The sequence below is a fragment of the Pseudomonas kermanshahensis genome, from assembly GCF_014269205.2.
GTDB classification, from domain to species: Bacteria; Pseudomonadota; Gammaproteobacteria; order Pseudomonadales; family Pseudomonadaceae; genus Aquipseudomonas; species Aquipseudomonas kermanshahensis.
The window spans coordinates 2,497,983-2,515,432 of record NZ_JABWRY020000001.1 but is presented as its reverse complement, the minus strand read 5'-3'; the positions used below and the strand labels follow the sequence as shown (position 1 = coordinate 2,515,432).

Annotated in this window: 15 protein-coding genes; 6 read left to right on the top strand and 9 right to left on the bottom strand. The window is 61.2% G+C overall.

Annotated features, from left to right (window positions below; translation table 11 throughout):
- Nucleotides 1-11: 11 nt before the first annotated feature.
- Nucleotides 12-1,202, bottom strand: coding sequence for a CaiB/BaiF CoA transferase family protein (locus HU764_RS11595; protein ID WP_186702776.1), 1,191 nt, complete (start codon nucleotides 1,200-1,202; stop codon nucleotides 12-14).
- A gap of 114 nt (nucleotides 1,203-1,316) precedes the next feature.
- Here HU764_RS11595 and HU764_RS11590 point away from each other — a divergent pair, with 114 nt between their 5' ends.
- The 3 genes from HU764_RS11590 (at nucleotide 1,317) to HU764_RS11580 (ending at nucleotide 3,813) form a co-directional block, all read left to right on the top strand.
- A complete protein-coding gene (locus HU764_RS11590; protein ID WP_412764911.1) occupies nucleotides 1,317-2,222 on the top strand; it encodes a LysR family transcriptional regulator in 906 nt (301 codons plus the stop codon).
- A gap of 245 nt (nucleotides 2,223-2,467) precedes the next feature.
- The gene (locus HU764_RS11585) at nucleotides 2,468-3,163 is read left to right on the top strand and encodes a 3-oxoacid CoA-transferase subunit A (RefSeq protein ID WP_027593311.1); all 696 of its coding nucleotides are present in this window, start codon (nucleotides 2,468-2,470) and stop codon (nucleotides 3,161-3,163) included.
- 8 nt (nucleotides 3,164-3,171) lie between these two features.
- On the top strand, nucleotides 3,172-3,813 hold the full coding sequence (locus HU764_RS11580; RefSeq protein WP_099429294.1) for a 3-oxoacid CoA-transferase subunit B: 642 nt from the start codon (nucleotides 3,172-3,174) through the stop codon (nucleotides 3,811-3,813).
- Between the two features lie 109 nt (nucleotides 3,814-3,922).
- Here HU764_RS11580 and HU764_RS11575 read toward each other — a convergent pair whose 3' ends face one another.
- The 8 genes from HU764_RS11575 to HU764_RS11540 all read right to left on the bottom strand — a co-directional run bounded on the left by HU764_RS11575 (nucleotide 3,923) and on the right by HU764_RS11540 (nucleotide 13,881).
- Nucleotides 3,923-6,772 (bottom strand): HD domain-containing phosphohydrolase, encoded by a 2,850-nt coding sequence (locus tag HU764_RS11575; RefSeq protein ID WP_186702775.1) that lies wholly within the window; start codon nucleotides 6,770-6,772, stop codon nucleotides 3,923-3,925.
- Between the two features lie 319 nt (nucleotides 6,773-7,091).
- Entirely contained in the window at nucleotides 7,092-7,709 is a 618-nt protein-coding gene (locus HU764_RS11570) for a dTMP kinase (RefSeq protein ID WP_186702774.1), read from the bottom strand.
- A 14-nt stretch (nucleotides 7,710-7,723) separates the two neighbouring features.
- Complete coding sequence (locus tag HU764_RS11565) at nucleotides 7,724-8,146, bottom strand: PA0061/PA0062 family lipoprotein (RefSeq protein ID WP_099454204.1); 423 nt, start codon at nucleotides 8,144-8,146, stop codon at nucleotides 7,724-7,726.
- A 35-nt stretch (nucleotides 8,147-8,181) separates the two neighbouring features.
- Nucleotides 8,182-8,991 (bottom strand): response regulator transcription factor, encoded by an 810-nt coding sequence (locus HU764_RS11560; protein WP_186702773.1) that lies wholly within the window; start codon nucleotides 8,989-8,991, stop codon nucleotides 8,182-8,184.
- A 67-nt stretch (nucleotides 8,992-9,058) separates the two neighbouring features.
- Nucleotides 9,059-10,396: an MFS transporter gene (locus tag HU764_RS11555; protein ID WP_186678428.1), complete on the bottom strand. Its 1,338-nt coding sequence runs from the start codon at nucleotides 10,394-10,396 to the stop codon at nucleotides 9,059-9,061.
- Between the two features lie 86 nt (nucleotides 10,397-10,482).
- Nucleotides 10,483-10,671, bottom strand: a complete 189-nt coding sequence (locus HU764_RS11550) for a DUF2783 domain-containing protein (RefSeq protein WP_186678426.1) — start codon at nucleotides 10,669-10,671, stop codon at nucleotides 10,483-10,485.
- Nucleotides 10,672-10,678: 7 nt separating this feature from the next.
- Nucleotides 10,679-12,379 (bottom strand): FAD-dependent monooxygenase, encoded by a 1,701-nt coding sequence (locus HU764_RS11545; protein WP_186702772.1) that lies wholly within the window; start codon nucleotides 12,377-12,379, stop codon nucleotides 10,679-10,681.
- Nucleotides 12,380-12,501: 122 nt separating this feature from the next.
- Complete coding sequence (locus HU764_RS11540) at nucleotides 12,502-13,881, bottom strand: aminotransferase-like domain-containing protein (protein WP_186702771.1); 1,380 nt, start codon at nucleotides 13,879-13,881, stop codon at nucleotides 12,502-12,504.
- A 138-nt stretch (nucleotides 13,882-14,019) separates the two neighbouring features.
- On the opposite strand from HU764_RS11540, the gene HU764_RS11535 reads away from it, so the two are divergent.
- From HU764_RS11535 to HU764_RS11525, 3 genes are all read left to right on the top strand, one after another.
- Nucleotides 14,020-15,306, top strand: a complete 1,287-nt coding sequence (locus HU764_RS11535; RefSeq protein ID WP_186702770.1) for a hydroxymethylglutaryl-CoA reductase, degradative — start codon at nucleotides 14,020-14,022, stop codon at nucleotides 15,304-15,306.
- 143 nt (nucleotides 15,307-15,449) lie between these two features.
- The gene (locus HU764_RS11530) at nucleotides 15,450-15,926 is read left to right on the top strand and encodes a hypothetical protein (RefSeq protein WP_186702769.1); all 477 of its coding nucleotides are present in this window, start codon (nucleotides 15,450-15,452) and stop codon (nucleotides 15,924-15,926) included.
- Complete coding sequence (locus tag HU764_RS11525) at nucleotides 15,923-17,311, top strand: tripartite tricarboxylate transporter permease (protein ID WP_186702768.1); 1,389 nt, start codon at nucleotides 15,923-15,925, stop codon at nucleotides 17,309-17,311. The genes HU764_RS11530 and HU764_RS11525 overlap by 4 nt, the downstream gene beginning before the upstream one ends.
- Nucleotides 17,312-17,450 lie beyond the last annotated feature (139 nt).

Below are 17,450 nucleotides of genomic sequence, written 5' to 3'. Positions count from 1 at the left end.
TACTCCGTACTTCAAATAATGCCGCGTGCGCGCCACTGTTCACGGGTTTGCGCATCGATGCCGTACGCATTCAAGACGTGGTCGGTGTGCTCGCCGAGGGTCGGTGCCCTTGATCGCAATTGCCCTGGCGTGGAAAGGAGCTTGGGCACGATACCTGGCAGGGTGACCGGTGTTCCATCGTCCAGCGTGCTCGCCAGCAACATGTCACGAGCCTGGTAATGGGGGTCGGCTGCGATATCGGCGGCGTCGTAGATCTTGCCGGCAGGAATGCGCGCATCGTTCAGCGCATCCAGGACTTCTTCAAGCGAGCGCTCGGCCGTCCAGGTTGAGATCGCAGCGTCGATGCGGGCCACGTGTCGAACGCGGCCATCGTTCTGCTCAAGCTCAGGATCATTGGCGAGATCGGGACGATCAATCTTCTCCATCAGGCGGCGATAGATGCTGTCCCCATTACCAGCGATCAGCGCATACTTTCCATCCTTGCAACGGTATGCGTTTGTGGGTGCGATCCCAGGCAGGCTGCTGCCAGCCGGTTGGCGAATGGACTCGAATACCGAGTACTCAGGGATCAGGCTTTCCATCATGTTGAACACAGACTCGTACAGCGCGACATCAACCTGCTGCCCCTCGCCGTTGTTCTGCTCTCTATGGCGCAAAGCCAGAAGAACGCCAATCACCCCATGAAGCGCAGACAGAGAGTCACCGATCGACACCCCAACCCGCACAGGCGTACGCCCTGGCTCACCAGAAAGATGGCGTAAGCCCCCCATGGCCTCTCCAATGACACCAAAGCCCGGTAAGTCACGGTAAGGGCCGCTCTGCCCGTAGCCAGACACACGCAGCATGACCAGGCGTGGGTTGATTTCGCGCAGGACGTCCCACCCTAGGCCCCACTTTTCAAGCGTGCCGGGGCGGAAGTTTTCGATGAGGATATCAGCGTCTCCAACCAGCCGTTTGACCACATCATGGGCCTCAGCCTGACGCAGATCCAGCGTAATAGAGCGCTTGTTACGCGATTGAGAAGCCCACCATACGGACGTTCCGTTGTGGAGCATGCGCCATTTGCGCAGAGGGTCGCCGGTCACAGGTGGCTCGATCTTGATAACGTCGGCACCGAACTCGGCGAGCATCTTGGCAGCAAACGGGCCAGCAATCAGCTGCCCCATTTCGATGACCTTGATGCCTTGTAATGGGAGGGTCATGGCGTCATCCGCTCTTGTTGGTTGTTATGGCAGGATGATCCCTCTCATTGTGCATGATGAAAATTGCGAAATTATCCAGTACCCTTTCCAAAATCGAAAGGCTAGGAGCCGTTGATGAGCCTTCTACATGTTGATTTGGTATCCCTACGCCTCCTGGTCTTCGCGGCAGAAACGCTCAATCTGACCCAAGCGGCCCATCGCGCAAACATGACGCTCTCTACCGCAAGCAAGCGCCTGTCTGAGCTAGAGCGAATTACCGACTGCGCACTGTTCGTCCGTTTGCCACGCGGGGTGGAATTGACTGCAGCGGGTCGAGGCATCGCTGATCACGCTCGGCATATACTCGAGAGCGTCAACCGTATGGCCTGCGATGCAAATGACTTTGCCATGGGGGTGCGGGGTCACGTTCGACTGACCGCCAACACGTCTGCTGTCGTGCAATTTCTACCCCAGGATCTGGCGTGCTACCTTGCCGATAACCCGCATGTCCGCATAGGGATGGACGAAGCGCTCAGCGACGACATTGTGGACGCTGTTTTCAATGGCCGAGCTGACATCGGGATTTTTGCTGACAACGTCGCGTCTGAGGGGCTGTTGAAGAGGGTCTACCGGCGTGATCAACTGGTGCTGCTGGTGCCCACTGATCACCCACTGACTGCATCGAGCGAGATAGCGCTGGCGGACGCGCTAGACTACGATTTCGTGGCACTCAACCAAGGCAGTTCCCTGCTGCGGCGCTTGACTGACGCAGCAGTAGCGAACGGAAAGATGCTGAAGGTTCGCATTCAGGTCAGCAGCTTCGATGGGATCTGCAGGATGATCGAGGCCGGCCTTGGCGTGGGCGTTCTGCCACTGGCATCAGTGAGGAAAGAGCTGCTAGGGACGCAGATCCAAGCCATCAGGCTCACCGATGACTGGGCCATGCGAACGCTGTATGTAGGGGTTGCAGGTGAGACCCAGCTATCGCCTGAGGCGGCCAAGCTGTTCGAGTATCTCGCGGGTAGAGAAAACGACCTGTAATTTGCGCAATGACGCCAGCACGATTCAAAGAAAACCTGGGCTGAGATGCCCATCAACAATACCCGCACACCGCACAATAGTTCGATAATCGCACAAAATCCGCTCCCCTCTCTCTACTTGTGCCCAATCTTGCGGCACGCTATCGGCAGTCAGCAAACATTTCCTAGGCGCTGACTGGCCCAGTCGCTTCGAAGCGCGCCGGCCAGGTCGACAATCCCTACTCCAGGAAAAACCAGGAGCTCGCTTTGATCAATAAAACGTTTGAGTCCATCGCCAGCGCGGTGGAAGGCATCACCGACGGTTCGACCATCATGGTCGGTGGCTTCGGTACTGCCGGTATGCCGTCTGAGCTGATTGATGCTCTGATCGCCACCGGTACCCGCGACCTGACCATCATCAGCAACAACGCCGGCAACGGTGAGGTCGGTCTGGCCGCGCTGCTCAAGGCGGGCAGCGTGCGCAAGGTGGTCTGCTCGTTCCCGCGCCAGTCCGACTCCTATGTCTTCGACGAACTGTTCCGGGCCGGCAAGATCGAACTCGAAGTGGTACCACAAGGTAACCTGGCCGAGCGTATCCGCGCCGCGGGCTCGGGCATCGGTGCGTTCTTCTCGCCGACCGGCTACGGCACCCTACTGGCCGAAGGCAAAGAAACCCGTGAGATCGACGGCCGCCAGTACGTCCTGGAAATGCCGCTGCACGCTGACTTCGCGCTGATCAAGGCGCACAAGGGTGACCGTTGGGGCAACCTGGTTTACCGCAAGGCCGCTCGCAACTTCGGCCCGATCATGGCCATGGCCGCCAAAACCGCCATTGCCCAGGTCGACCAGATTGTCGAACTCGGTGAACTGGACCCGGAACACATCATCACCCCGGGTATCTTCGTCCAGCGCGTGGTCGCCGTCACCGGCGCTGCCGCTTCTTCGATCGCCAACGCTGTCTGAGGCCTGCCATGACCATCACCAAAAAGCTCTCCCGCACCGAGATGGCCCAGCGCGTGGCCGCAGACATTCAGGAAGGCGCCTACGTCAACCTGGGCATCGGCGCACCGACCATGGTGGCCAACTACCTGGGCGACAAGGAAGTGTTCCTGCACAGCGAGAACGGCCTGCTGGGCATGGGCCCAAGCCCCGCGCCGGGCGAAGAAGACGATGACCTGATCAACGCCGGCAAGCAGCACGTGACCCTGCTCACCGGGGGTGCCTTCTTCCACCACGCCGACTCCTTCTCGATGATGCGTGGCGGCCACCTGGACATCGCCGTACTGGGCGCCTTCCAAGTGTCGGCCAAAGGTGACCTGGCCAACTGGCACACCGGCGCCGAAGGCTCGATCCCGGCCGTAGGCGGCGCGATGGACCTGGCCACCGGCGCCCGCCAGGTGTTCGTGATGATGGACCACCTGACCAAGTCCGGCGAAAGCAAGATCGTGCCCGAGTGCACTTATCCGCTGACTGGCATTGGGTGCGTCAGCCGCATCTACACCGACCTGGCCGTGCTGGACGTGACGTCCGACGGGCTGAAAGTGGTCGAGATCTGTGCCGACATCGACTTCGACGCGTTGCAGAAGCTCAGTGGCGTACCGCTGATCAAGTAATCCGCGCAAAGCGTAGGTATCCGCCTGCCGGCGAATGGACCTGAAACGGTCGCATCGCCGCCAAGGCGGATTCTACAGTGCGCGTTCGCAATTTCGAGCTATGGCTCCCCTAGATCTGCTGTAACCAATACCCCACATCCACCTCATCCATCTGCTCGGCCCGCAAGAACCGCTCGCCATATTCCCGATACACGCCACTGCTCAGGAACAAGCTCAGCAGTTCACCATCCACATGGTTGTCCCGTGCCATGAACACCAGAATCTTCACCGATTCGGACAGGGTCTTCGGCGCCTTGTACGGCCGATCCGCCGCCGTCAGTGCCTCGAAGATATCGGCGATCGCCATCACCCGTTCGGCGATACCCAGGTCTGCCTTGCCCAACCGCCGCGGGTAGCCAGTGCCGTCCATTTTTTCATGATGGTTGCCGGCGATATCGGGCACACGCCGCATCTGGCGCGGAAACGGCAGCGAACTGAGCATGATGATGGTCTGTACGATGTGTTCGTTGATCTTGAAGCGCTCCTCGTCGTTCAGCGTGCCGCGGCGGATCGACAGGTTGTACAACTCGCCATGGTCGCTGGCATTGGCCGGCAGGCGCATGTCGAAACCCCAGACATTGCGCGGGTCGCCTTTGGCTACCGGTGGTTTGCGCGGCCCCCAGGGCACCCGGTGTTCGCTGCGGTCGGCCAGTAGCGGTTCGTCCACCGGCAGTTGCACAGGCGGCGCACCGGCAAAGCGCGCCTCTTCGTCGCGGGAGATGCCCAGGCGGTTGTCAAAATGGCGCTGCCAGCGCCGCTCGCCGATGCGGCGCAAACGCTCGACGTCTTCGTCCTGCATGCACTCGCCGCCAATATTGGCCTTGGCGACGAAGGCGAACGCCTCCTGCAGTTCAACCTTGCTCTGATCAAGCGTACATTGCAGCACCTGCCGATCCGCGCCGCTGGCCACGCCTTGCCAGTACACCAGCTCGGCGTCGCGCCAGAGCACCTCGAAGCGCATGCGCACCTCATGGATGCGGTTGTACAGGGTCTCCAGCTTGGTAGCCTTGTCCACCACATATTCGGGGCTGGTGACTTTGCCGCAATCATGCAACCAGGCCGCTACCCGAAACTCATAACGCTCGGCCTCGCTCATGGTGAAACCGGCGTAGGGGCCGCTGTCGGCCGCCACGGCCTTGTCCAACAGCATCTGCGCCAGTTGCGGCACGCGTTCGCAGTGGCCTCCGGTGTAGGCACTCTTGGCATCGATGGCATCGGCCAGCAGCTTGATCATGGCATCGAGCAGGCGCTGCTGGTCCTCGACCAGCTGGCGGGTCTCGATTGCCACGGCAGCAGCGCCGGACAGTTCCTCGACAAAGCGTCGGAACGGTTCGCCCATTCCATCAAGCGCCTGCTCACTTGCCAGCTGCAGCACCAGGATGCCGAGCAACGCATGACCACGATCATTGAGCACCACCGCGTGACCGCGGCCCTGTAATGCCAGGGCCTGTGTCACGGCGTTCGCCAGCTTATCAGGGGCGTGCTCGCCAATCGGCAACGCCTCTGGGTAGCCCTCGCCTCGGCAGGCGGCGGCCAGGCGCAACACGTCGCGCTCGGCATCGAACAGGTACACCGCGCCAGCGCTGGCCCCGGCAGCATCCACCAGTGGGGTGAGCACCCCGTCGAGCATGTGTTCCAACTGGCTTTCACGGCTGAGCGTCAGGGTGATCGCCTGGAAGTTGCGGATAGTCCCGGACATGCGACCAAGCACCCGGCTCAACTCACGCACCTCGGTCACCTGCGACTCAACCCCCACCTCACGGCTGAAATCGAAGCTGGCCAGGCCACGCACCTGATCGGCCAGAAGGCGCAGCGGGCGGCCGATTCGCCGGCCCAGCAAGCCGCCGAGCGGCAGCAACACGCCCATCAGCACTGCGGCCCAGAGCAGCTGCTCGACCAGCACCTTGCGTGCGTCGGCCAGCAGTTCGTGGGCCGGCACGGCAATCAGCACCTGCAAGTCTTGCCCGGCCAGGGTCGTCAGTTGCTCGAGCATGCCGTACCAGGTTTCACCGTCCACCTGGAACGCTTCAGGCTGGCTGCCCTGGGGCAAGCGCGCGTAGAGCTGTGCCAGGCTCGGGATGCCCAGCTCGGTGATACGGGACAGGCGCACGGCCTCCCCTTCATGCACGATGACCCGCGCCAGGTCCGGGTACGCCACCACACTGCCCTTCCCGTCTACCACGGCGATCTCGGTGCCTGCGGTCATGCGCATGTCGCGGGTTTCGCTGGCCAGGTCGTCGACCGAGACGTCCATGCCGACCACCGAGCCGCCGTCGACGCTGCGCTGGGCCATGGTCATGCCGATCTCGCGGGTGGTGAAGAACACGTAGGGGTGGGTAAAGACAGTGGTGGATTGCCCGGATGCTTCGACGAACCAGGGGCGTACGCGGGGATCATAGCGGTAGTTCGGCTTGGCCTCGGACTTGAGTAGCGCCAGCGCCGGGTCGTAGAACCGCCACTCCCCCAGCAGCGTGCCGTCGTCGCCCTTGCTGACGCTCTGCACCAGAAACGCGGTTCCTTCAGGTGCGGCGTAACGCTGGAGCAGTTGCGGGTCCTTGAGCCTGCGCACCAGCAAGAACTCGCCATTGGGGTAGCCCATATAAGCGGCGCTCAGCATCTTGTTGGCGTTGAGGCTTTCGACCAGTTGCGGCAACCGCTCCAGGCGCTGCGCGAGGGTGCTGGCCGTCGGGTTGAAGGCCAGCAGGCGGATGCTGCTTTGCACGGGGTCAACCATGCGACGGGCGCGTTCATCGATGGTATTGCCGAACTGCCGGGCAGTGTCGCCGGCGGCAGCCACCAGCGTCTGCTGGACACCACGATAGCCCTGCCAGGCAAGCCCCGCGCCCAGCAGCGACATGCCCAGCACAATGGCCAACGCCACCAGCCATTGCAAGGAATAGCCGCGCCCTGGATTGCTCATGGCTGCGGCCCTCTGCCGCCTGAAGGCGCTGTAGCAATAAGCACACGCCATAGGCCACCTGGCTTCAGAGCAGCACGAGCGATCAACATGCAGCCCATCCCGGGTACTCCATGTGTGGCGATGCGAACAGTGTAATCAGCCAGGACGAACAGCCAGGCTGTAGAAGGGCAATGCATGATTCACGGTTCGAGCATAGACCGTACCCGGCCGGGTAGCACCCTGGCCTTTGATACTGTCATCTAGGTTCGAAATCGGCAGCTGGAAGTACATTTGTACTCCACCATGAATCTCTTCACGCGCCACGTGGATCAAGCAGCGTTTACTGGCATCCCAACACCCTGTAAATCTGCGAAACCACCTGCATCGTCGCCTCTTCCACCGTCCCTTCATTCCGGCACAACACCCACCCCTGCTCCGCCACCGCCCGCTCGAATGCCTCGGTACTGGCCACCTGTTCCCCCAGGTTGAACATCACCGTGCTCCCCAACCCACGCGAGCGCGCCGCGGCCCTCGCCCATGAAACCTCAGGGTCGGTGACCACGCCGACATGCAGGTCTGGCACGCGCACGTTTCGCTCGATGTTCAACCGCAGAATCTCCGCAAACGGCACTGTCCGCCGAAACGCGGCATCGGAGGGGTACCAGCGATCGATCAGGATGATGCTGCCAGGTGGCTGCTTGGGCAGCACATGCTGTGAGATCCAGCTTCGGCTATCGGCCAAGCGCTCACAAACCCCTAACTCCAGTTCCCGGCAAGGGTTTCTGGCAAGTTGGTTGACCAAGGCCATGGTTTCACCCCTGTTGGGGTCGTTATTGCGCTCGCAAAGCCGGATTACCTTGATGTTGCCTGCCCTCAATACTTTTGTAATGGCCTCCAGCAAGGTGGTCTTGCCGGTGCCTTTGGGCCCATCCAGAGAAACGAACAGCGGACGATTCATACGGCCGGTATCACTCACATAAGACAATAGAACTCGCTCACCTCTGCAACCTTCTGCCCTTGGGCATCGTATAACCGCGCCTCCGGCGTCAAGGCCATCGAGCGCGCCTCCAGCACGTAGCGCTGGCCCGCCTTGAAGTGCGGGTAGTTGAGGGTCAGGTAGCATTCGCGAACGGTGCTGCCCCCCATCATGCTCATGCCTGAGCCACCGCTGGCCTCGAAGTCGAAACGGACAATCAGCTCATGACTGCCAGGGCTGACCTGGAAAAAGCGACCGTCGCGCAGGCGCTGATTGTCGAGACGTTCGGCCATCAGCACCCTGTCGTTGGGGAACGGCACTGAGAAATCGACCCAGGCCATCTGCGGGTTGGCGGCCGGCATGGGCGCCTGGCAACCTGCGATTGCTGTGATGGCGAGCAACATCATCAATCGGCGCATGATAGAGCCCTCATGGGATCATCGATCCGCACAGTTCAAACCCACTGAGCTTGCGTGGCCAACCCGAACAGCTCGCGCAACCCATTGATACCCAGTTTACGGTAAAGTCGCTTCACATAGGTGGCCGCGCTGACAGGCCGAACGCCCAGTTGCTCTGCAATCTCTTCCACCGCAAGGCCGCTGAGCATCAGGCGTAGCAGATCCTGCTCACGCAAGGTCAGCGCCACAGGCTGCTGCTTCATCACCCGCTCGGCCATCAACAACGGCATCTCGCTGGCTTGCAGGTGGGCGTGATAGTGCAGGCGTACAGCCTGAATAAGCAGCGGCGCCAGGGCTTCCAAGTAGTGAATCTCCTGCTGAGAGAACCGCCCATGCTCGCGGCCACGGTAGAAGTTAACCGACAACCACCTGTTGCTTTCGCACAGCGTCAGCAAGGCAACGCGTTCAGAAATCTGTGGCTGCTCGTAGCAAATGCGCCGGTACTCCGGGTGCGTGATGTCATCGATGGACTGGCGCTGCACAAGGGTGTTGGCGAGGCAGCTGTTTTGGCTCATAGCGAGCTGATTGCCGTCCAGGCCAAAGAAGCGCTGTACATACTTGTTGGAAATCACGGGCAGCGAGACCTCTCGCGCCCGGTCCGCAAAGGAGAACACCTCGGCATTGCGCCGCTTCGGATAAGCAAAGATCGTGCATTGGGCCAATGGCACGCCTGTGCCGATCACTTGCAGCAAATCTGCTGCGAGGAAACGGCTGCGGTTCTGGCCAACCCTGGCAAACAGGTTGGCGGTGTGAGCAATGTTGAGGCTGTGCTCACCACTGCCGGGGCGCAAGGGCCAGTATTGCATGGCAGACTCTCTAAACGTGTCAGGCGCAGGGTTGATGCCAACTACGTACCTGACACTTTATCACCCTTCAAGGCTGGTGCTCTGGCGTCGAGATCGGCAGGCGCAGGGCCAGCAGTGCCCCCAGTATCATCAAGGTAGCGGCATAGGCAAAGCCTGAGCTGAAACTCAAGGTCAGGTCTTTTAGCCAACCGATGACCAACGGGTTGACGGCCGAGCCGATATTGCCCACAGCGTTGATCACCGCAATCCCCACCGCACGGGCATTGAAACTCAACGCCTGGTCAGGCGTGGTCCAGAAGATCGACATGGCGCTGTAGGAACCGCTGGCCGCCATGCATACCCCCAGCAATTGCATCGCGGGGTAGCTCGACACTGCTGTGAGGATCCAGCCTATCGCAGCCATTAGCATGGGCAGCACCAGGTGCCAGCGGCGCTCGCGTGTGCGGTCCGAGTGCAGACCCCAGACGATCATCAGGATGATGGTGCAGACTTGAGGGATAGCGGCCAGTAAACCAATCGACTGATTACTGCTGACACTGTTGAAGCTTTTGACGATCAACGGCGTCCACACGGCAATCATTGCCAATGTATTGACGAGGCAGAAATAAACCAGACAAAACAGCAGGATCCGCGGAGAGGCCAGTTCGCGCCACACACTCCGAGCATCTTGTGTGGCGGCTGCTGAGCCAGAAGCCCGGTCCGCAGACAGGGCGTGGTGCAGCAACGCCTGTTCCTCGCTATCCAGCCACTTCGCCTGCTGCGGGCGGTCATCCAGATAACTGAACACAACGCACCCCATCACCACTGAAGGCAGGCCTTCGAGCAAGAACAGCCACTGCCAGCCCTTCAGGCCCCAGATACCGTCCAAGCCCAGAATGAGCCCGGACAAAGCAGAGCTGAACCCGGCGGTAAACGGCATGGCGATCATGAACAGTGCATTGGCGCGGGCCCGATAGGCCGATGGGAACCAAAAGGTCAGGTAAAGCAATACGCCAGGCAGAAACCCAGCCTCAGTCACCCCCACGAGCATGCGCAACAGGTAAAGCGAGGTGGCATCAGTGGCAAACAGCGTGCACGTGGACGCCAGCCCCCAGGCAATCATCAGGCTGCCAATCCAGCGACGGGCGCCGATACGCGCCAGAGCGATGTTGCTGGGGATACCACAGGCAATGTAAGCGATGTAGAAAAACGTGCTGGCCAGGCCAAATTGAGTACCCGTCAGGCCCAGATCGCCCATCATGGTCAGGCCGGCGAAACCGATGTTGATGCGGTCCAGAAACGACAGCACGAAGCAGACAAACAAGAAGCCGATCAGCCTTTTCGAGATTTTTTTACACACGTGCTGGTAGCGGTCTTCAGCAGCGGCCGTCGAGGTGGCCGCGTTCGCAATATGACAACGCGTCATTGGGGGGCTTCCTGATTATTGTTATAGGAAGGCTCACCGGTTTGAACAGACAAACCGGTGGCAACTGCAAGGGGCGAGCCTGCTAGTTACAGGTCCAGCAATGCTGTGTGCGTCAGCGCCTGGAATTGCTCAGCGTCGCCAAGGGCATGGGCACTGAGCAGCGCCAGTTTCACCAGAAACAGTTCGCGTTTTGCCGCTGAGATTTGATCGAGGGCCCCCGCGAGCTGGTCGTACAGGTGTTCAACGTCGCTAATGGTCAGTTGCTTGTGTTCCATGATGTTCTCACTCCTTGCCCAAGGCGGTTTCGACGGCATCACGCAAGGCGGGCCCAGTGAGGTGCTGCCAGCGGGCGCATACGTGCTGATCTGGGCGCACCAGGTAGGCACTGCCTGCCGCAGCGCCATAACGGGTGCGCAGATGGCCGTTGTGGTCGTCTATCAAGCCGTCAGCGCCACTTACCTCGCGTTGTCGATTACTGGCGATCGCCAGCAACTGCAGGGGGACGCCGTTCTCGCGAAGGGATTGAATCTGTGCCTGAATCTCGCCTGGCACTTCACCCGCATCGGTGAAATACAACAAGTAGAATGCTGCCCCCAGCCTGTCGAACAGGAACTGATCATCGCCTAGGCGAATATTCAGCAGAGGCGCTCCCTGGTGAGGCCCGCAGGTGAAAAGTGAGTTGTCGTCGTGCCTGTAGTTGAGTGCGGAGTCCACATAATCATGCGGTCGAGAGGTACGCCAATGATACAGCGGGCGCACGAAAGCCTGGGTCAGCGACAGCGACAACACGGCATCGCGCAACAGGCGATAGCCCGAAGTGGGTGGCGTCATGAAGCGGGTACTCTTCCCTGCTTCGGCAATGATCTCGCGCGCGGCCCCCACCCGCTCCGCGCTGTATGAGGCAAGCAGGCCCGGGCCGGCGACGCCCTTGATGGTCAACGCCAGCTTCCAGCCCAGGTCGTGGCAGTCCTGGAAGCCGGTGTTGGCGCCACGCACACCGAAAATGGGCAACAGGTGCGCAGCATCGCCGGTGAAAATGACCCGATCATGCAGGTAATTCGGCAGTGTCAGTGCGCGCGCCGAGTAAACGGAACACCAGTCCAGTTCCCACTGCGGGTTCTCTACCCCTAGGATGCCCAACTGTGCATTGATGCGCGTGCGCAGGGAGTCGGCAGACAAGGCCTGTTCCGGCGTTTCATCGCGCGCCAACTGATAATCGATGCGCCAGATATTGCCCGGCTCGCGGTGCATGAGCACGGTATTGCCCGGGTTCCAATGCGGGTCGAAAAACGCCAGGCGTTCGGTCGGCAGGTCGAGCTCAATCTTGATGTCGGCAATCACAAAGCGCCCTTCGTACGAAGCGCCTTCCAGTTGCAAGCCCAGCAAGCTTCGAATCGCCGAGCGGGCGCCATCGGCCGCAATTACCCAATTGGCTTGCAGGCTGTACTCGCCTGCCGGGGTATCGACCATGAGTGTCGCGTGATCGTCAGCCTGGGTCAGCGCTTTGACCTGGTTGCCCCAGCGCAGCTCGATCATCGGATTGGCCTGGCAGGCGTCGACCAGAAACTGCTCCAGGCAAGGCTGCTGCAGGTTGGTCATGGGCGCGAAGCGGTCGTCCGTGCCGTGCGGCGCCTCCATGCGAAACACCCGTTGATTACGGTAGTAGGAATTGCCAAAGCGCCAGGCCAGGCCCGCCGAAGTGACGCGTTCAGAGAGGCCGACTTGCTGCAGAATTTCCAGCGATCGACGGGTGAAGACGATGGCTCTGCTGCCTTCGCTGACCTGCTGTTCAGACTCCAGAACGATCGACGGTAGACCGTAGCGAGCCAGGTCCAGCGCGGTGGTCAGGCCAATGGGGCCAGCACCGACAATCACCACAGGGTATCGCTGCGCCGGGGTGGGATTCACGCTGACGGTGTGTGCAGGAAAAACCTGGTAATCGAAGTAAAGTGAGCGACGAGGCTCGGCTAGGGGGGTGTGCATCGCACTGCATCTCCGGATTGTTATGCTTGTTGGCCTGGGCCATTTCGGATTTGCAGAGGACTTTAAGCGGTGTGCGGCAAATGCATGTCCCCTTGAGGAGACAACTTCACGCAAGACTGACCTTACTCTGCCTCACGCCCCAACACCGCCTTGAGCAACGCATCATTCAAATAGGCCACGTTCAAGCGCGTCCAAGGGTTAACCCGCGCCTGCTCCGGCGCAAAGATATGCCCTGGGGCAATCATGAAGCCCTTGGGCAGTAATTGCCGGGTCAGCTCCCTGGCGTCGTCGACATGGGCAAACCTGGCCCACAGGTACAGGCTTTGCTCGGGCCGCGCGAATACCTCGGCGCCGATCCCGTCGAGCATCTGCAAGCCCGCGCTGGTAGCGGCTTTCAAGCGCTCTTGAAGGCGGATCACGTGGCGCAGGAAGTGCCCTTCGGTGAGGATGACGTCGACCGTGCGCTCGCACAGCTCCGAGGTGCTGGTGTGCAGCAGCATCTTCAGGTCGCCCAGTTCATCGATCAGCTCTTTGCTGCCCGCGATAAAGCCCACTCTCAAGGCCGCTGACACCGACTTGGAGAAGCTGCCGACATACAGTGAGCGCTGCAATTGGTCCAATGCCGACACCTTGATTGCCGCGGCCGGTTTGAAATCGGCCATTGCATCATCGTCCACCAGCAGGAAGTTGTGTTCTTCAGCCAATTGCACCAACCGATGCGCCTTGCTGGGGGAAATATCAGACCCCGTCGGGTTGTGGCCGACAGACTGGATGAAGAACAGCTTCGGTTTATGCAGGCGCAGGTGCTGCTCCAGCACCTCGATATCCGGCCCATCTGCCAGCCGAGGTACCGAGAGCATGCGTGCGCCTTGCAACTGCAGCTTGCCAAACAGCGGGTAGTAGCCAGGGTCTTCCACCAACACGCTGTCGCCGGGGGCGATGAAGCGGCGAATGATCAGGTCCAGCGCATGGTTGGCGCCGTGGGTGGTGACGATTTGCCTGGGGCTGGCGGTGATTGCATAGCTGGCCAGCTTTTGCACCAGGTGTTGACGCAGGCTGGCGTTACCCAGGCGGTTGCCATAACGAAACAGCGTGGTGACGCCGGTGCGCATGATTTGCCGGGTGAACTTGTCCAGGCGCATGTCCATTAACCACTCCACCGGCGGGAAGCCCTCGCCCAATGGGGAATGACCAGGCTCGCGGACGAACTGCTGACGCATCAGCCAAATGGTGTCCATCGCCCGGGTGTAGGGCAGTGGCTCCTCTGGCTCGTTGCTGCGTGGCGCGCCCTGCTTGACGAAAAAACCTTGCCCGTGGCGCGCTTCGACCAGGCCTTGCGAGGCCAGCGACTCATAGGCATTGATCACGGTGTTTTTCGAATGGCCGAACAAACGCATGCACTCGCGCAGGGACGGTAGGCGTTCGCCAATGCGGTACGTGCCGTTGCCGATCTGCTCGGCCAAGGATGCTGCCAGTTGCTCTGCGAGTGTCTGCCGCGCCATCGCCAGGTGTCCCGAATACCTTGTCTGAACAAAGGGTACAGCTTAGGTACTGTCTGGCCAAACTGTACCTTCTTTCACCAGACAGATCGGACTACGGTGGCGCCAACTCACAACAATAACTGCAAGGTACCCCTCCCCATGAGCATCGACTCCCGCCTGCCCATGTTCCGCGCCATGTCACCCGCTGAGCGCCTAAGCCACTTGCAGGACGCACTCGAACTGCCCCAGGCAGACGTCGCCCTGCTGCGAGACGCCGGCGCCTTGCCGTTGGACATCGCCGACGGCATGATCGAGAACGTGATCGGCACCTTCGAGCTGCCCTACGCGGTGGCCAGCAACTTCCAGATCAACGGCCGCGACGTGATCGTGCCGTTGGTGGTGGAAGAGCCCTCGGTGGTCGCCGCGGCCTCGTTCATGGCCAAGCTGGCACGCGAGGCCGGCGGCTTCAAGACGTCGAGTTCGCTGCCATTGATGCGCGCCCAGGTACAGATCGTCGAGGTCGCCGACCCCTTCAATGCACGCTTGAGCCTGTTGCGCCACAAAGACGAAATCATCGAACTGGCCAACCGCAAGGACCAGCTGCTCAACAGCTTAGGGGGCGGTTGCCGTGACATTGAGGTGCATACCTTCGCCCAGAGCCCGCGCGGGCCGATGCTGGTGGCCCACCTGATCGTCGACGTACGCGATGCCATGGGCGCCAACACGGTCAACACCATGGCAGAGGCAGTGGCACCCTTGCTCGAAGAAATCACCGGCGGCAAGGTCCGCCTGCGTATCCTCTCCAACCTGGCCGACCTGCGCCTGGCCCGCGCGCAGGTGCGTATTGCCCCAGAGCTGCTAAGTACCGGCGCCTACACAGGTGAAGAGGTCATCGAAGGCATCCTCGATGCCTACAACTTTGCCGTGGTCGACCCGTACCGCGCCGCCACCCACAACAAGGGCATCATGAATGGCATCGACCCGTTGATCGTCGCCACCGGAAATGACTGGCGTGCGGTCGAGGCCGGCGCCCATGCCTATGCATGCCGTAATGGAGACTACGGTTCGCTGACCACCTGGGAGAAGGACAGCCAGGGCCATCTGGTCGGCACCCTGGAGATGCCCATGCCGGTCGGCCTGGTCGGCGGCGCCACCAAGACGCACCCCCTGGCGCAGCTGTCACTGCGCATCCTGGGGGTTAAAACCGCCCAGGAGCTGGCCGAAATCGCGGTTGCCGTCGGCCTTGCACAAAACCTTGGCGCGCTACGGGCACTGTCGACCGAAGGCATCCAGCGCGGCCATATGGCCTTGCACGCGCGCAACATTGCGCTGTCGGCGGGGGCACGCGGCGACGAGCTGAACTGGCTGATCAAGCAGATGGTTGAGGCCCGCGACGTGCGTGCTGACAAAGCGGCAGAACTGCTCAAGCACAAGCGGGCGCCGTAATGGAGGCGGTACGGCTGGTCGAGGTGGGTGCGCGGGACGGCCTGGGGTAGCGCGCGCCCTGCTCGCCCAGCGCACAATGGCTTAAACGTCCTCTCTTCACGTTCATAACAATAAAAGCCCGCAAGGGCAGTGGGAGATTCTTCATGAAGTCCGAACTGTACGAAGTCTGGGGCGACACCGTAGACGGTCGCCACCTGGTCTACGCCATCGCCATTGGCGCCGTGGTCAGCCTCGGCGCGTTCTTTACCGCGCAACAGCTGCTGGTGGGTTGGGTGGCGTCGGCGCAAATGGCACGGGCCTACGCAATGTTGGTTGGCATTGTCGGCTGCCTGGTCGGTGGCGGCATCAGTGCCGCGCTGTTCAAGCCCAAGCGCACTGTGGTCGAGCACCTGGCCGACCCTGCCTGGCGGGCCAAGATCCTGGTCGAATTGCAGAACGAGTTCGGCCCGCTGGGCAGCCTCGCCGACCTGCCTGCGGCGACCCTTGCAGAGCTGAAGGAAATGGACCTGTACGACCTGTTCGCCGAGTACGAAAAAGGCCTGCCTGCGCTGCAGAACGACCCGAGCGCCCCCGCTACCGCGCCTGTACAGGCCGCCCCTGCCCACGGAGGCCGGCCATGATCGCCTTGGTGATGGATCAGTTCCTCGTAGCCCTGGGCATGGGCATCCTCGGTGCGGTGATCTTTGCCGGCATCGGCCTGATTTCCGGCAGCGACGAAACCACTACCCTCGCCCCCTTGACCCTGCTGGTGGTGCTGCTGGGCGTGCCAGCGGCCGGTGTGCTGACGTTCTTCCTGGCCGGTGCCGTGGCCAAGCACATGACCCACGCGGTACCGACCGCGCTGTTGGGTATCCCCGGCGACACCATGGCAACGCCACTGATGCGCGAAGCCAACTTCCTGCGCAACCTGGGCGTGCCGCACATTGCCCTGCGCAAGATGATTTCCGGAGCTGTGATCGCAGCGTTGATCGCGGTACCTATGGCAGTGCTGTTCGCCGTGATGCTGGCGCCGTTCGGCGACATGATCAAACAGGCCGCGCCCTGGGTCTTCCTGCTGGCGGCAGTGGCCATCGCCTGGTTCTCCAAGGGCCGCCTGGCAGCGGTGCTGACCTTGATCCCGTTCGTCATGGTGATTGTCGGCCTGCAAAGCCTGACCGCGCAGTACGGCGTTAAGCTCAGTGTCAGTTACTTCCTCGGCATCGCTATCGGCCCGTTGATTGCGGCGCTGTTCTGCCTGCTCGCGCCCGCCGAACGCGCCAGCATGCGCCGCCAGCAGGTGCGCACGTTCTCGTTGTCGCCCGATGTGAAGCGCTGGGGCGGGTTCTTCCCCAACCCGCTGCGCGTACTGGACAGCAAGCAAACCCTGTGGACGGCGATCACTGCCGTTGTCTCCAGCGCCACATTCGTGTTCAGCCCGGTAGCGATGACCGTAATCATGGGCGAGGCCGTCGGTTCACGGATCAAGCACGTCTACCATCGCCTGACCACGGTCATCACCGCGCGCAACGGCGTCACCGAATCGACTTACCTGGCCGAAGCCTTGATTCCGCTGATCGCCTTCGGCCTGCCGCTGAGCCCGGTCGCTGCTGGCCCCGCCGCACCGCTGTTCAACGCCCCGCCACGCTTCAGCGTCGATGCTGCAAGCGGTGAGGTGAATAACCTGCATTCGTTGCTCAGTACCTGGGAGTTTCTGGGCTACGGCATGTTGGCGGTGGTGGTCGCGATCCTGATCGCCTACCCCTTCACCATGAATTACGCGCACCGAGCTGCTGCCTATGTGTCGCGCAACATCAGCCACGAAGCGGTGATCGCGACCTTTGTCGGCCTGATCCTGGTGATTGGCATCTGGGAAGGCGGCCTGTTGGGGTTGCTGGTGATTGTCACCATTGGCCTGCTGGGTGGTTTTCTCTCACGCTTTCTCGGTTTCAACATCGGCGTGCAGTTCATGGGGTACTACACCGCGGTGTTGACCGTGCCGGCGATGATTGCCCTGTTGGGGGTATAAGATCGAGCGCCGCCCGCGCGGCGCTCGATCTACGCACCATTTCCCCAACCCATTTCACTCAATTCCCCAGCCAGCAAATCACAGCCGATCCTGCCCTTCATTGCGCCCATAGGAAAAAAACGCAGGATGTTGTGCGCAG

Excerpts from the sequence above, each read along its gene's own strand:
- HU764_RS11575 (WP_186702775.1), bottom strand. The coding sequence starts at position 6,772 with ATGAGCAATCCAGGGCGCGGCTATTCCTTGCAATGGCTGGTGGCGTTG.
- HU764_RS11565 (WP_099454204.1), bottom strand. The coding sequence starts at position 8,146 with ATGCGCCGATTGATGATGTTGCTCGCCATCACAGCAATCGCAGGTTGC.
- HU764_RS11550 (WP_186678426.1), bottom strand. The coding sequence starts at position 10,671 with ATGGAACACAAGCAACTGACCATTAGCGACGTTGAACACCTGTACGAC.
- HU764_RS11580 (WP_099429294.1), top strand. The coding sequence starts at position 3,172 with ATGACCATCACCAAAAAGCTCTCCCGCACCGAGATGGCCCAGCGCGTG.
- HU764_RS11555 (WP_186678428.1), bottom strand. The coding sequence starts at position 10,396 with ATGACGCGTTGTCATATTGCGAACGCGGCCACCTCGACGGCCGCTGCT.
- HU764_RS11560 (WP_186702773.1), bottom strand. The coding sequence starts at position 8,991 with ATGCAATACTGGCCCTTGCGCCCCGGCAGTGGTGAGCACAGCCTCAAC.
- HU764_RS11595 (WP_186702776.1), bottom strand. The coding sequence starts at position 1,202 with ATGACCCTCCCATTACAAGGCATCAAGGTCATCGAAATGGGGCAGCTG.
- HU764_RS11570 (WP_186702774.1), bottom strand. The coding sequence starts at position 7,709 with ATGAATCGTCCGCTGTTCGTTTCTCTGGATGGGCCCAAAGGCACCGGC.
- HU764_RS11525 (WP_186702768.1), top strand. The coding sequence starts at position 15,923 with ATGATCGCCTTGGTGATGGATCAGTTCCTCGTAGCCCTGGGCATGGGC.
- HU764_RS11545 (WP_186702772.1), bottom strand. The coding sequence starts at position 12,379 with ATGCACACCCCCCTAGCCGAGCCTCGTCGCTCACTTTACTTCGATTAC.
- HU764_RS11590 (WP_412764911.1), top strand. The coding sequence starts at position 1,317 with ATGAGCCTTCTACATGTTGATTTGGTATCCCTACGCCTCCTGGTCTTC.
- HU764_RS11535 (WP_186702770.1), top strand. The coding sequence starts at position 14,020 with ATGAGCATCGACTCCCGCCTGCCCATGTTCCGCGCCATGTCACCCGCT.
- HU764_RS11540 (WP_186702771.1), bottom strand. The coding sequence starts at position 13,881 with ATGGCGCGGCAGACACTCGCAGAGCAACTGGCAGCATCCTTGGCCGAG.
- HU764_RS11530 (WP_186702769.1), top strand. The coding sequence starts at position 15,450 with ATGAAGTCCGAACTGTACGAAGTCTGGGGCGACACCGTAGACGGTCGC.